This is a genomic window from Streptomyces sp. RFCAC02 (assembly GCF_004193175.1).
Classification (GTDB): Bacteria; Actinomycetota; Actinomycetes; order Streptomycetales; family Streptomycetaceae; genus Streptomyces.
Map to the genome: position 1 here is coordinate 2,514,695 of NZ_SAUH01000001.1, position 13,488 is coordinate 2,528,182.

Consider the following 13,488-nt stretch of genomic DNA (forward strand, 5'->3'; position numbering starts at 1 on the left):
CCTGCGGTCGGTTCGCCAGTACTGAGGGACGGCGCAGACGAGTCGGGGCCTTCACCGAGTGCCGGTTCCCTTGCCATACCGGCCCAGTGGCAGGCCGAGCGCGCCGACGAAGGCCCGCCACGCGGGAGTGGTGACGAACACAACAGGGCCGCTTGCGCACTTGCTGTCGCGCACGGGGACAGCGCCGACGACGGCGTCCGCGACCTGGACGCAGTTGCCACCGTTGCCGCTGGAGTAACTGGAAGAACGCCACGATAGGTCGTTCGCCCCGTGCGCGTCGGTCACTCGCCCAGCTCCTCGATCTTGTCCCGGATCAGCTTGAGGGACGCTTCCGGCGGCAGGGCGCCCGCCCGGAGCCAATCGTAGGACCTGATGTGCGCCTGCACCAAAGCCGGATCGTCGATGAGCTGGCCAGCGTGATCCGTCTCGAAGAACACCAGAGGCTGCCCCTCGGCGAAGGTCATCAGCTCCATCATCAGAGTCGCCGCAGGGGCAGCGGTGGCATCCGCAGGAAGGATCTGGATCACCGCTCGCTTCTCACGGACCAAGTTTGCGATGTGCTCCAACTGCAGTCTCATCGTCTGCGGACCGCCAATACGCGCGCTGATCACTGCCTCCGGCAGCACGGCCCAGTACTTGACCTTGCCCGCCAGCAAGAGCGACTCGGAGCGCTCCAAACGAGCTGCAAGCAGCGCATTGATCTTGTCGGCCGACCGGTACGGGTCGGCCGCCTCGATGATCTCCCTGGCATAGGGCTCGATCTGGAGCATGCCCGGCACTACGCCCGGGACGTACTCGTGAATCGCTTCTGCGGACTTCTCGAACTCAGCCGCCCGAACGAAGTGCTCAGCGTGTCCGGCTGTCTTGCAGAGCGCCGTGGCCAGGTCCTCGAAGAATTTGCCCGTGTCGAACTCGCGGTCCAGCAGGATGCCGAGCTCCGGTTGGAGGCGGCGTTCCGCGCGTTCGATCTGGGCCAGGTAGCCCGCGCCGGAGAAGACGCGGACGGCCAGCGCCTCCAGGGTCAGGCCGGCCCGCTCGCGGTGGTCGCGCATGTACGCGCCGCAGAACGCCGCCGGCGAGTCGCCGGGCTTGAGGTCCTTCCTGTTGGCCATGGCGTGACTCCCCTTCGCCGCTCGGCGCGCTGCGCACTTCAGACGGTTTTCACCGTAGCCCAGGCGCGGCAGGCTGTGAGTGCCCGATCACCCTTTGCATTGAAAGGTCGAACAGTTGGCACCACAGCAGGCCATGCACGACGTCGAGCAGGCCACGGACGAACTCCGGGACGCGCTCGCACTCCACGGGCTGACCTTCCCGTCCCTCGGCGTGGACCCGGTGACCTACGCCGGGCTCTACCCGCTCCCCCTGGTCGAACTCGGCCGCTGCCCCGTCCACGTCGCCGTCCGCCTCACCGAGGTGCTGAGGAAGGCGGCGGCGCGGTGAGCGGGACGGAGGAGACGAACGAGCCCGAGTACCTCGACAGCGCCGGGGACGACGAGGAGGAGCGGCAGCTCACCCTCGACGAACTCCGCGCCCTGGCCATCGAGATGAGCGAGACGATCCGGCTGCACCTGGAAAGCCTCGACTCCGGCCACCACTGAGGGACGCGCGCGGGCCACCGGCCGTACTTCCCCCTCGGCACCCGGTGGCCCACCGCGTCAGCCGCGCAGCAGCGCCAGGTCGTCGCCCCACGCGTCCAGTACGTCCCCGTGCCCGGCCGCGCGGGCGGCCCGCTCCACGTCGCCGAACAGCGACCGCTGCTCCCCCGCGTCGCCCGACGCCACGACCCGTTCCAGGCGCGGCAGGAGAGACCCGGCGGACCACACGCCGGCGCCGAGCGGGTGCCGTTCCAGCTCCCACCGCAGGTACTTGTTGTACGGGCGGACCCGCAGGTGCAGGGCGAAGACGGTCTCCAGCAGGTACGGAACGGCCTCCGCCGCGTCGAGGTGCGCGGCGTCCGGCCGCCCGTCGCGGTGGCTCTTCAGGGACCGGTACGTCTGGTTCGTGTACGCGTCGAGCCACCCGCGCGCGGCCGTACGGCCCTCCTCCGCGGTGAGGGCGCGCTTGCGGTCGAGGAGGCGGGTGACCGTTCCGCCGCTCGCGTCGCGGAGTACGGCGGCGCGGGCGTACGCGTAGCGCGACCAGGCGGCGGGGTCGCCGGGCAGGCCGCGCGTGCGGAAGGCGTCCAGCGTCATGACGACGAGGTCGAGGCGCGCGGAACGGTGGCCGTCCAGGCCGTCGAAGACCGACGGGCGGCCGTCCCCCACCACGATGTGGACGTCGTCGTCGGAACGGTCGGTCGGCATCCCCTCGTGGGCGCGCGAACCGCTGAGGATCACGCCCAGGACCGCCGGATCGGCGTCGGCGAGGGCGAGTACGTCGGACAGGGAGGCAGGGATCCGCGGCATGGGTGGACTCCGGGTCGGGAGCGGACGGGCGTCTGCGCTACGCGTCCGTGGCGGCGCGTCCCCGGACCACCGGGCCGCCGCCACACGGGAGTTCACCTCACGCCCGGGAGCCTACCCGCCCTCCACGGGGCGGGCGATGCGGCCCTCGAGGCGGCCGAGCAGTTCGCCGAGCCCCTCGCACAGCTCCCGCTGCGCCGCCTCGTCCAGGCCGCCGAGGATGGACCGCTCGTACGCGAGCTGCTCCGGCATCAGCCGGTCCACGAGCGCGCGGCCCTCGTCGGTGAGGCTGACGAGCGCGGCCCGCCGGTCGTGGGTGTCGCCGCGCCGCCGCAGCAGGCCGCGTTCCTGGAGCTGCCGCACGCGCTTGGTGACGGCGGCGCCGGACGAGAACGTCTCCCGCACCAGGTCGCCCGGGCTCAGGTCGTGTCCGGTGCGGCGCAGCGCGCCCAGCAGGTCGAACTCGGCCCGCGTCAGCCCGGCCCGGCGCAGCGGCGCCTCCTCGGCCTGCTGGAGGAGCGCGGCGCAGCGGTTGACGCGGCCGATCAGCTCCATCGGGGCGGTGTCGATGCCGGGCAGGACGGACCGCCACTGGCGGACGACGACGGCCACGGTGTCGTCGCCGGCGCCGTCACGCGGCGGCCGTCCCGCCCCGGCCTGCGGGGGCGTCGGTGTCTCGGGGTGCGGCATCGCTGCGCGGGCCTTCCGTGTCGGCTGCGGTGTGGGCTCGGGTGCGGTAGCGGACCGCAGCGGCGAGCGTACGGTGTCCGGCCTGCTCGACGCGCAGCACGTCCGGTACGGCGACGGTGCGGTGGCGCCACTCCCCCGCCGCCGTGTCGGTGGCGGCGCGCAGGTCGGCCAGTGCGGTGGCGAGGCGGCGGCGCGCGGCCTCCAGGGCGGCGGGGGCGGGGTCGCCGGCGGCGAGGTGCCGTTCCGTCTCGGCGCGGGCGCGGTCGGCGGCGGCCGTCAGGCGGGGCACCCGGGCCAGGGCGCGCCGGTTCGTGACCAGGACGACGGCCAGCAGGCCGAACACGGCGCCGGTGACCGTGTCGAGGACTCGGTCCGCGATCAGCCCGCCGGACGACTGGCGCCGCCCGAACTCGGTGATCAGCAGCGCCATCGGCGTCACGAACAGGCTGCCGAGCCAGTAGTTCCGTGTGATGAACGCCTCCGCCGCGAACGCCAGCACGAGGCAGCAGCACGCCAGCGCGACGGGTCCCAGGTGGATCAGCGGCACGGCGGCGGCGAACAGCAGGACGCCCAGGGCGTTGCCGATGACGCGCTGCAGTGCGCGGCCCCACGTGAGGGTGACGTTCGCCTGGTAGATGGCGGCGGCCGTGACGATGGCCCAGTACGGGCGGCCCACGCCCAGGGCCGCAGCGGCGCCGCCCGCCAGGAGACAGCCCAGGCCGGTGCGCAGCGCGATCGGCAGGAGCGGCGAGCCGGGGGCGAACGCCCGCAGGGCCGGCCCCCGGGCACGGTGGGGGCGCGCCTCGGCCAGCTCGGCCTCGATGCCGAGGAGCTGCTCCTCCATGGCGGTGCCGCGCAGGCCGTCCCACGCAGGGATCGGTACGGGGCCGCGCCGCCGCAGCAGGCGCGCCCAGGACCGCAGCCGTGCGGCGTCGGCAGGCCCGGCGGTGGGGTCGGCGGCGGTGGTCTCGGCGTGCAGGAGGAGGCGCCGCAGGGGCGTGTGCCGGGCGGCGTCGTGCGGGCGTGCGGCCAGCAGGGCGTGCCATGCAGCGGCGTCCGCGCCGTCGGCGGCACGGGAGACGGCGGGGCTGTGGAGGGGACCGGCGTCGATGAGGCGGGCGGCGGCGAGGAGGGCGCGCGCGGTGGCGCGGCGCTCCGGGCCGTCACGGCGCAGCAGCGCGGGCGCGAGGGTGACGAGCCAGCCGAGGACGCCGGCCACCAGGGTCAGGAGCAGCAGTTCGGGGACGCGCCCCAGCGGCTGGTCGGCGAAGAGGCACGCGGACGAGATGAACGTCAGGATGACCGGCCCCGGCGCCCCGATGCGGACGCCGTCGCAGACCGTCTTCTGCACCGCCGCGAGGAGTGATCCGACGGCGATCAGCACGGGCAGCGAGTCGGTGAGGGCGCCGGTGACGAGGCCCGCGCCCGAGCCGGCGACCATGCCGGCCACGACCCACGCCACGGTCCGCGCGCGGGCGGCGTAGGGCAGGTCGTGGCCGTACAGGGCGCAGAACGAGCCGCCCATCGTGTACATCGCGAGGTCGAGCCGGCCGATGGCGAGCAGCACCACGATCGGGACCCCGGCCGCGATCAGGACGCTGAACGCCCGCTTGTGCCACGAGTCGGACGGCCGCGCGAGGCGGAGCGACGCGAGTACGGGCAGCGGCGGGGCGGACAGACGGCGCGGGGAGGTGACGACGGTGGGCATACGTTCATTTTAGCAGGTATTACACCTGTAAAACATTTACGCGGGGTCGTGGAACAGCACCTCGGGGTAGCGCGCCGAGGCGCCGTCGAGCAGCGGGGCGTCCCGTCCCCGCAGGTGCCGGTCCACGAACGCCGTGACGTACGCGCGCGTGATCGCGTCGCACCGCGCCCCGTCGAGGTCCTGCAGAGGGAAGCCGACCTGCTCGCCGAGCGGTGCCACGTCGGTGAAGGAGAGGTGTCCGGCGCCGCCGACGCTCACCCACCGCTTCCAGCCGGTCAGCTCGTCCCAGGTCTCGTCCCACGTCGGATCGGGGCCGCCCGGCACGTGGCTCGGCCCGCCCATCATCAGCACCGGCCGGCCGATGGGCGTGTCGTTCGGATAGTGGAAGTTGCCGTCCATGCCGACGGCCGCCCGGACACGCCGGTCCGCCAGCATGGCCGGAATCGTGCTGAAGCCGCCCGCCGAGTGCCCGACCATGGCGACGCGCCCGTCGTCGACCATGCCGCCGTGCTCCCAGGCCGGGGCGTCCCCGGTCAGCTCGTCCAGCACGAAGGACACGTCGGCGGCGCGTACGGCCCCGACCGCCGGCCAGTCCGGGTCGCCGCACGCGGTGCAGCCGGTGGTGTGCCCGTCGGGGAACGTGGTGCCGTCCGCCTCGTGGTTGTGCCCGATCCCGGCGACGGCGTAGCCGCGGCTCGCCAGCTCCTCCGCGAGTCCGGTCAGCGTCGCGCGCGGCATCCCGAAGCCCGGGGAGAGCAGCACGAGCGGCAGCCCCCGGCGGGTGCGCACCGGCTCGGCACCGACGGTCGCGTGCGTCACGACGGTGCTCAGCAGGTCGGGATCCAGCGGGAGCCCGGCCGCCCCCAGGTACGCCGCCGACTCGTCCGGGGTCATGTACGGGGCGGGCGTGTCCGACGGCTCGGCGGCCGGGTACCAGACGGAGACCATCAGCTCGCGCCGCTCGTCCGGCACCCACGGGTCGGCCCGGTCCTCGTCCACCAGATGCACCGTCTCCATGCCGACCGGGTGGCGCCCGCCCGGCTCGGCCAGCCGCGGCGCGGCCTCCGGCTCGTCGGCGCGCGCGACCCCGCCGGCCAGTACGCCGGCCGCGATCACGGCCGCCACGGCACCGGCCAGTCCTCCGCGTCTCATGGGCAGTGTCCTCCTCGCGCTTCCGCCGCGGCGGAAGCGCCGCGACGTGGTGGCCCACACGCTAGGAACGGACGGCTGTCGTCTTCGAGCGCCTGCGGACGGAACTCGCGCGGTGCCTGTCCGTCCCCGGATGTCCTCCCGGGGACGGACACCGCCCCGCTCACCCCTCCTCCGCCGCCCGCAAGGCCTCGGTGAACCACGCGAAGACGGGCGTCAGCGACGGCGGCACGGGCCACCCGTTGATGACGGCCAGCAGGTGCCAGTACCGCTCGGCGCGCGGGTCGTTCCCCGCGTCGAGACGCTCCAGCACCCAGCCGCGCAGCGCCGCGTCGTCGGGGCGGCCGAACGTCTCCGCGTACCGGGCGAGCATCCGCGCCGCGTACGGTCCCGCCTCCGGCGCGTCCGGCCGTACGCCCGCCGCCAGCGCCTCGCCGACGGTCTCCCGGACGTACGCGGTCAGCTCGTGGTGCAGCCCGGTGTCGTCGCCCGCCGATCGGTCGGCGGCCTGGTGCTCGGCCATGCGGCGCACGGCGGCCCGGAACGCCGGGTCCTGCGTGAGCTGCGCCAGCTCCACCCAGGCGTCGGCCTGCTCGGGCGTCGGGTCGTCCGGCAGGTCCGGCATGGCGCCGCGCATCATGGCGACGAACTCGGGGTTGGCCTCAAGCCCCCCGAACGCGGCGTCGATGAAGTCGTGGATCAGCCGCCGGCGTTCCTCGTCGGACAGCAGGGCGAGTCGGTGCATGAACGCGATCTCCTCCGTGGTGGACCCCCGCGCGGCGACCACGCGCAGCACGGCACGCCGCATCCGCAGGGTGCGGATCTGCGCGTCCAGGGCGTCCGCGTGGGCGGCGGCCACCTCCGGCACCGACAGGTCGCGCGCCACGACGCGGCGGACGGCGGCGAGGTCGACGCCGAGGTCGCGCAGCGTGCGGACGAGCGCGAGCCGGGCGAGCGCGGCCGTGTCGTACAGCCGGTGGCCGGCGGGGGTGCGGTCGGTCGGCGGAACCAGTCCCTCGTCGGACCAGAACCGGATCGTCCGCACGGGCAGGCCGGTGCGGCGGGACAGGTCGCCGATGGTGAGGAGCGGTTCGCCGGTCATGCCGTACAGCCTGCGGTCTCCAGCGGCTGGAGACTCAAGCCCGCCACGAACCCGCCGGTACGCTCGTCACATGAACGCGACGGACGACAGCACCGGCGCGGCGGCGAACGGGTTCTCCGGCCGGCGGCCCGGACTCCTGGCGGAGGCCGGGCTGTGGGTCCTGGCCCTCTGCGGCGTCCTGAGCGTCAACGCCGAAGGCATACCCAGCGCCAACCACGGTCTCGCCCTCACGGGCATCATCGTGGCAACGGGCGCGGTCCACCGATTCCTGCCCCCGGCCGCCCTGGTCATCGCGGTGTCATCCGCCGCCTGGGACGACCGCTGCTACGCCGCCGTCGCCCTCATCGCATTCCTGGCCGGCCGCTACCCGACCCGACGCCCCCGTACGCCCGGCTGGGTCGCCTGCGCCGTACTGCCGTCCTGCGCGATGCCACTGCTGGGCGATGACCCGGTACGCGAACTGGCCCTCGTCCCCCTCGAACTCCTGATCCTCGCCCTCCTCCCCTGGCTCGTCGGCCGCTACACGTACCAGCGCCTCGCCCTCGACGAGGCCGGCTGGCGGCGCGCCCGCCGCCTCGAACACGAGGCCGCTCTCGTCGCCGAGCAGACCCGGCTGCGGGAACGCGCCCGCATCGCCCAGGACATGCACGACTCCCTCGGCCACGACCTCGGCCTCCTCGCCGTCCGCGCCGCCGTCCTGGAGATGACGCCCGACCTCGACCCCCGCGTCCGCGCCCAGGCCGCCGAACTCCGCGCCGGCGCCGGTGCCGCCACCGAACGCCTCCACGAGATCATCGGCGTCCTGCGCGACGACCCCGCCGCCCCCGTCACCCCGGCCGTCGAGACACCCGGGCAGATCGCCGACCGCTGCCGCGCCTCCGGCATGACGGTCACCCTCGACACCACCGGCACCGCGCCGGACGACCTGTCGCCCATGACGGCCCACGCGCTGCACCGCCTCGTGCAGGAGGCCCTGACCAACGCAGCCAAGCACGCCCCGGGCGCGCCGGTCCGCGTCACCGTCCACCACGGCGACGGCGTCACGACCGCGCGCGTCACGAACGACCCGCCGCCGGCCCCCGCCACCGCCGCCCGCGCCCCGGGCAGCGGCCACGGCCTGACCGGCCTGCGGGAGCGCGTACGCCTCCTCGGCGGCACCCTGGACACCGGCCCGACGGACGACGGCGGCTACCGGGTCGCCGCCGACCTGCCGCACCGCCCCACCTCCCCCGCCGACCGCGACCCGGCACCGTCCGGCGACCACTCCGAGACCCTGGTCATCGGCCGCAGGACCCTGCGCCGCGGCTTCGCCAAGGCCGTCGGCATCACGGTGGGCGGGGTGGCGCTGGCGGGTTCGGTGTACGTGGCCGTCGCGGGCGTACCGGCACTCGACGCGGAGACGTACGACGCCCTGGAGATCGGCGACTCCCGCACGGTGATCGACCGCAGCCTCCCGGGCGGCGAGTTCGCCCAGCGCCCCGACGACGAACCGGCACCCCCGCCGGGCTCGACCTGCCAGTACTACGCGGCGAGCGAGAGATTCTCCCCGACCCACGTCTACCGCCTGTGCTTCCGCGACGACCACCTGGTGTCGAAGGACAGACTGCTCCTGGACACACCGACCGACGACACCTCCGACTGACCTCGCGCACAAGGCCCCGAAGAGCACGGATCGCGCGGCGGTCCGCGCAAGTTCGTGCAATCCACTGGCAGGGGCCAACGGATGCAGTGCACGCTCCCCCACGTCGGCGTTTCCGTGAGAAACCGGAGGACCCCATGGCCCTGCGTAGGTTGGGCAAAGACCCCGAGAGCCCGAACAACGGCTCTCCGACTGTGTACTTGGACGACGAGACCGGGAACTACATTCTGCAGGGCTGGCGGGTCACCGATCACGAACGACTGGCGGAGATGGACATTCCACCGCATGAGACCGTGATCGAGTTCCCGCCCCGCATGATGCAGTTTTTCCCGGAGGTGCAGGGCACCAGTGAGCATTAGGTTCGAAGAACTGTTCCGCTCGGCGCGGAGCAGCGCGTACCACCTGGAGATGCGCGACGGCTACGAGGAGGACGATGCCTTCGCCGCGTGGCAGGCGGGCGATCGATTCGATCCGGCCGAGCGCTGGCCGTGGTGGATCGATCTGGTGTCATCCGCCGTCTCACGGGGCGTCGAGGTCCGCCGTGCCCGGGTCGTCTCCGAGCCGGTGAGCGCCTACATCCGCTACGAGTACGACCTGACGACCGGGCACAACATCAAAGCGGGCGAACAGGTGCGCTGGCTGCCCCGCCGACAGGCGAACGCGCTCCTGCTGCCGGGAAACGACCTGTGGCTGTTCGACCGCTCAACGGTGCTGTTCAACCACTTCGACGGCGACGGCCGGATGACCGGCGAAGAGCTGGTGACAGCCCCGGAAGTCGTCTCCGGATGTGCCACGGCGTTCGACACACTGTGGGAAGCCGCGATCCCGCACGAGGAGTACAGAGCCGCCTGACCAGCACGACACCAGACCGAACATGCCTTCTTCATCCAGCGTCCAGCAAGCCCGGGAAGCCCTCGGGACGCGTCTGCGCGACATGCGGAGGGATGCCGGGTTCACCGGGAGGGAGCTGGCTCATCGAGCCGGCTGGCATCCGAGCAAATGCAGCCGGCTGGAACACGGACGCACCGCCCCGTCGGATAGCGACCTGCGGCTATGGGCACGGTTGTGCGGCGTGCCGGACCAGGCCGCCGACCTGATCGCGACAACCCGGGTCATCGACGGGGCGTACGTCGAGTGGCGGCGGATGGAGCGTTCCGGACTGAAGCGCGCACAGGAGTCGGTCGTCCCCCTGTGGGAGCGGACGAAGAACTTCCGCGCGTACTCGTCGTGGCTGATTCCCGGACCGCTTCAAACCCGCGCGTACGTCCATGCCCTTCTGAGGGCCATTCGGGACCGGCGTGCCGTTCCGGACGACGTGGAAGCGGCCGTGCAGGTCCGCGTCGACAAGCAACGCGTCCTGCACGACGGGCGGCGCAGGTTCGCTGTTGTGCTGGAGGAAAGTGTGCTCCGACACCGTATCGGTGGAGCGGAAACCATGGCCGGGCAGCTCGCGCACCTCTCGTCGCTCAGTGCACTGCCGAACGTGAGTCTTGGCATCATCCCGCTCGACGCCGACCGCTCCGCGCTCTGGCCCGTCGAGGACTTCTGGATCTTCGACGACTCCCAGGTGAACGTGGAACTCGTCTCCGCGTTCCTCACCATCGCACGGCCGAGCGAGATCCGCGCGTACTCCCAGGCATTCAAGGGCCTCGTCGAATCGGCCGTGCACGGCGCGGACGCGCGGACACTGATCGCGAGGGCGATTGACTCTCTTGAGTGATGACGCGTCCGATCGGGCACGGTCGATCATGCACCGGCCCATGCTTGCCTCGCCTTGTGCCCACACACCGAACCGCCGGACGACACCCCGTCGCCGAAGGCGGTCCACCCAGATGAGACGGAGAACACCGCAAGTGAACGTGCGGAACGATCGCACGGACTGCGTCGGCCCCCGGGCGGAGCTGACGCGGCTCCTTCTCGACTCCGGCGCGCTGACCGCCGATTGGGCGCCCGCGTTCGAGGCGGTGCCCCGTGCCGCCTTCCTGCCCGACCTCATGTGGCCCTATGACATGGCCACACGCGCCAGCCGCGCGGTGGACCGCCGGACCGACCCCGCCACGTGGGAGCGGTACGCGTACGCCGATGTCCCGGTCACCACCCAGTGGGACGACGGACAGCACGCCGGCGAGGCCCCGGGCCGGCTGCCGACCAGCTCGGCGAGCATGCCGTCCGTCGTCACGCGCATGCTGGCCGACCTCGACGTGTTCCCGGGCGCGCGCGTGCTGGAGATCGGCGGCGGCACAGGCTGGAACGCCGCGCTCCTGGCGGCCCGCCTCGGCGACCGCCGGGTCGTCACGGTCGAGATCGACCCGGCCGTCGCGGCACGCGCGCGCACGGCGCTCCGCGAGGCCGGCGCGAGCCCGCACGTCGTGTGCGGCGACGGTCGGGACGGGTACGCGGACGGGGCGCCATACGACCGCCTGATCGCCACGGTCGGCGTCCGGGACGTCCCCCCTGCATGGCTGCGGCAGACCCGCCCCGGCGGGCTGATCGTGGCCCCGTGGGGCACGCACTACTCGAACGAGGACGCCCTCCTGCGCCTGACCGTGGCCGAGGACGGCAGCGCGAGCGGCCCGTTCCTGCGCCCGCTGGAGTTCATGAAGCTCCGCGCCCAGCGGCTCGACTGGGACCGCTTCCGCGACCATGTCGGCCCGTACCCGGGGGACGCCGCCGAGTCCGCCACGACGGTGCCGCTGGCCGACCTGGGCGAGGACCGGCGCTTCGGCGGCCCGTCGTTCGTCCTCGGACTCTGCGTGCCGCACTGCGCCCACCTGCTGGACGCCGGCGACGAGGCGTCCACGCTGTGGTTCTTCGACATGACCGAGGGGTCACGCTGCTGGGCGTCGGTCACCTTCAGGCACGGCGAACCCACGGCGACCGTACGCCAGTCCGGCCCGCGCGCGCTGTGGGACGAGGTGTCCGGGGCGCTGGAATGGTGGCAGGGTCAGGGTTCCCCGGCCATCGACTGCTTCGGCCTCACGGTGACCCCGGACGGCACACAACACCCCTGGCTTGCAGACGCGGACCACCCGCTCCCCTCGTTCTCCGGGTGGACGGCCCCGGCCGGCGAGGCACCGGGCGGGGAGCCGTCCACCGCCCCCCGTACGCTGGCACCGTGACTGATACGGACCGACCGGCACGGCGTCTGCGTGTCCTCCTCGCCGAGGACGAGCCGATGATCCGTGCCGGTATCCGCGCCATCCTGGAGATGAGCCCCGGGTTCGAGGTCGTCGCCGAGGCCGGTGACGGCCGGGAGGCCGTCGAACTGGCGCTGCGGCACCGGCCCGACGTCGCCGTCCTCGACATCCGCATGCCCCGGCTCGACGGCCTCGCCGCCACCGAGGAGCTGCGGCGCGCCCTGCCCGGGACGGCCGTCGTCATCCTGACGACCTTCGGCGAGGACGAGTACATCGTGCGCGCCCTCGACGGCGGCGCGACCGGCTTCCTGCTCAAGTCCGGTGACCCGCGCGACCTCCTCACCGGCATCCGGGCGGCGGCGGACGGCGCCGCGTACCTCTCGCCGCGCGTCGCGCGCCGCGTCATCGCCCGGCTCGGGCAGGACACCCGGCAGCGCGGCACCAGCACGGCCGGCGAGCAGGTCGCACGGCTGACCGCGCGGGAACGCGACGTCCTCGCCCTCGTCGGCGCCGGCCTGTCCAACGCCGAGATCGCCCGCCGCCTGCACCTCGTCGAGGGCACGGTGAAGGCCCACATGACCGCGATCTTCACGAGCCTCGGCGTACGCAACCGCGTCCAGGCCGCCGTCCTGGCACACAAGGCCGACATCGTGGACGAGGACCGCGAACCCACCACCCACTGAGGACGGAGCGCGCCATGCCGGCATCGGGACGGCGCTGGTACCGGGGCGACTGCCACGTGCACTCGGTCCACTCCGACGGTGAACTGACCCCGCAGCGCCTGCTGGCCGAGGCCCGCGCGGCGCGGCTCGACTTCATCGCCGTCACGGAGCACAACGCCGCCGCCGGCCTCGACGCGTGGCGCACGGCCGACGGCGGCCCGCTCGTCATCCCCGGCGAGGAGGTCACCACGTCGTCCGGGCACTGGCTGGCGCTCGGGCTCGCAGCGGGGCAGGTCATCGACTGGCGCGGCACGGCGCACGACGGCACGATCGGCGCGCGACTGGCCGAGGTGCACGGCGTCGGCGGGCTGTGCGTGGCGGCCCACCCGCACGCCCCCTACCCGACCGGCGCGTTCCGGTACCCGCTCGCCGGCTTCGACGCCGTCGAGGTGTGGAACGGGCCGTGGGCGTCCGGACGACCCTGGCAGGCGGACAACGAGGCGGCCCTCGCCACCTGGGAACGCGCCCTCGCCACCGACGTCCCCCGGGGGCACTGGCGGCCCGCCATGGGCGACAGCGACGCCCACCTGGCGGGTCAGATCGGCACCCCGCACACCGTCGTCCTGGCCGACGCGCCGACCCCCGGGGCGCTGCTCGCCGGCCTCGGCGCCGGCCGGAGCTGGATCGCCGCGTCGGCCGCCGTCGGTCTCGCGGTCACCGTCTCCGCCGCCGGCCGGACGGCGGGCATCGGTGACCGGCTGACGACCGGCGGCGCACCCGCCACGGCACGCGTCACGGTGCGGGGCGTCCCCGACGGCACGATCGACTTCCGCACCGAACGCGGCAGCACCCACCGCACGCACATCCCCGGCACGGCCCCGGCCACCGCCGAATGGCACACCACGGCCGCCGAATCGACCTTCATCCGCGTCGAAGTCAGGGACAGTGAAGGCCACATGGCGGCACTGAGCAATCCGGTCGTCCTGCGCTGACGCCGCG

16 protein-coding genes are annotated in these 13,488 nt (G+C 73.5%); 9 read left to right on the top strand and 7 right to left on the bottom strand.

Going from position 1 to position 13,488, the window contains the following annotated elements; all coding sequences use genetic code 11:
* Nucleotides 1-51 precede the first annotated feature (51 nt).
* Both EMA09_RS11460 and EMA09_RS11465 read right to left on the bottom strand, forming a co-directional pair.
* A complete protein-coding gene (locus EMA09_RS11460) occupies nt 52-285 on the bottom strand; it encodes a DUF397 domain-containing protein (protein WP_129840962.1) in 234 nt (77 codons plus the stop codon).
* Nucleotides 282-1,112, bottom strand: a complete 831-nt coding sequence (locus EMA09_RS11465; protein WP_129840963.1) for a helix-turn-helix transcriptional regulator — start codon at nt 1,110-1,112, stop codon at nt 282-284. Before EMA09_RS11465 ends, EMA09_RS11460 begins: the two co-directional genes overlap by 4 nt.
* A gap of 115 nt (nt 1,113-1,227) precedes the next feature.
* Here EMA09_RS11465 and EMA09_RS11470 point away from each other — a divergent pair, with 115 nt between their 5' ends.
* Nucleotides 1,228-1,440, top strand: coding sequence for a hypothetical protein (locus tag EMA09_RS11470; RefSeq protein ID WP_346655823.1), 213 nt, complete (start codon nt 1,228-1,230; stop codon nt 1,438-1,440).
* Entirely contained in the window at nt 1,437-1,598 is a 162-nt protein-coding gene (locus EMA09_RS28320) for a hypothetical protein (protein WP_168220708.1), read from the top strand. The genes EMA09_RS11470 and EMA09_RS28320 overlap by 4 nt, the downstream gene beginning before the upstream one ends.
* 57 nt (nt 1,599-1,655) lie before the next feature.
* On the opposite strand, the gene EMA09_RS11475 is transcribed toward EMA09_RS28320, so the two are convergent.
* From EMA09_RS11475 to EMA09_RS11495, 5 genes are all read right to left on the bottom strand, one after another.
* Complete coding sequence (locus EMA09_RS11475; RefSeq protein WP_129840964.1) at nt 1,656-2,405, bottom strand: hypothetical protein; 750 nt, start codon at nt 2,403-2,405, stop codon at nt 1,656-1,658.
* A gap of 111 nt (nt 2,406-2,516) precedes the next feature.
* Nucleotides 2,517-3,092, bottom strand: coding sequence for a MarR family transcriptional regulator (locus tag EMA09_RS11480; RefSeq protein WP_129840965.1), 576 nt, complete (start codon nt 3,090-3,092; stop codon nt 2,517-2,519).
* Nucleotides 3,034-4,800, bottom strand: a complete 1,767-nt coding sequence (locus EMA09_RS11485) for an FUSC family protein (RefSeq protein WP_129840966.1) — start codon at nt 4,798-4,800, stop codon at nt 3,034-3,036. The genes EMA09_RS11480 and EMA09_RS11485 overlap by 59 nt, the downstream gene beginning before the upstream one ends.
* A 36-nt stretch (nt 4,801-4,836) precedes the next feature.
* Nucleotides 4,837-5,952 carry an alpha/beta hydrolase gene (locus EMA09_RS11490; RefSeq protein ID WP_129840967.1) on the bottom strand — a complete coding sequence of 372 codons (1,116 nt, stop codon included), beginning with the start codon at nt 5,950-5,952 and terminating at the stop codon, nt 4,837-4,839.
* Between the two features lie 160 nt (nt 5,953-6,112).
* On the bottom strand, nt 6,113-7,051 hold the full coding sequence (locus EMA09_RS11495) for a MerR family transcriptional regulator (protein ID WP_129840968.1): 939 nt from the start codon (nt 7,049-7,051) through the stop codon (nt 6,113-6,115).
* 70 nt (nt 7,052-7,121) lie between these two features.
* On the opposite strand from EMA09_RS11495, the gene EMA09_RS11500 reads away from it, so the two are divergent.
* The 7 genes from EMA09_RS11500 (at nt 7,122) to EMA09_RS11530 (ending at nt 13,481) form a co-directional block, all read left to right on the top strand.
* Nucleotides 7,122-8,693 (top strand): histidine kinase, encoded by a 1,572-nt coding sequence (locus EMA09_RS11500; RefSeq protein ID WP_168220709.1) that lies wholly within the window; start codon nt 7,122-7,124, stop codon nt 8,691-8,693.
* A 134-nt stretch (nt 8,694-8,827) separates the two neighbouring features.
* Nucleotides 8,828-9,049, top strand: coding sequence for a hypothetical protein (locus EMA09_RS11505; RefSeq protein WP_129840970.1), 222 nt, complete (start codon nt 8,828-8,830; stop codon nt 9,047-9,049).
* A complete protein-coding gene (locus tag EMA09_RS11510) occupies nt 9,039-9,542 on the top strand; it encodes a DUF6879 family protein (RefSeq protein WP_129840971.1) in 504 nt (167 codons plus the stop codon). Before EMA09_RS11505 ends, EMA09_RS11510 begins: the two co-directional genes overlap by 11 nt.
* A gap of 22 nt (nt 9,543-9,564) precedes the next feature.
* Nucleotides 9,565-10,410, top strand: coding sequence for a helix-turn-helix transcriptional regulator (locus EMA09_RS11515; protein ID WP_129840972.1), 846 nt, complete (start codon nt 9,565-9,567; stop codon nt 10,408-10,410).
* Between the two features lie 133 nt (nt 10,411-10,543).
* Nucleotides 10,544-11,809 (top strand): methyltransferase domain-containing protein, encoded by a 1,266-nt coding sequence (locus EMA09_RS11520; protein ID WP_346655824.1) that lies wholly within the window; start codon nt 10,544-10,546, stop codon nt 11,807-11,809.
* Nucleotides 11,806-12,510 (top strand): response regulator transcription factor, encoded by a 705-nt coding sequence (locus EMA09_RS11525; protein WP_168220594.1) that lies wholly within the window; start codon nt 11,806-11,808, stop codon nt 12,508-12,510. Before EMA09_RS11520 ends, EMA09_RS11525 begins: the two co-directional genes overlap by 4 nt.
* 14 nt (nt 12,511-12,524) lie before the next feature.
* Complete coding sequence (locus EMA09_RS11530) at nt 12,525-13,481, top strand: CehA/McbA family metallohydrolase (protein WP_129840975.1); 957 nt, start codon at nt 12,525-12,527, stop codon at nt 13,479-13,481.
* Nucleotides 13,482-13,488 lie beyond the last annotated feature (7 nt).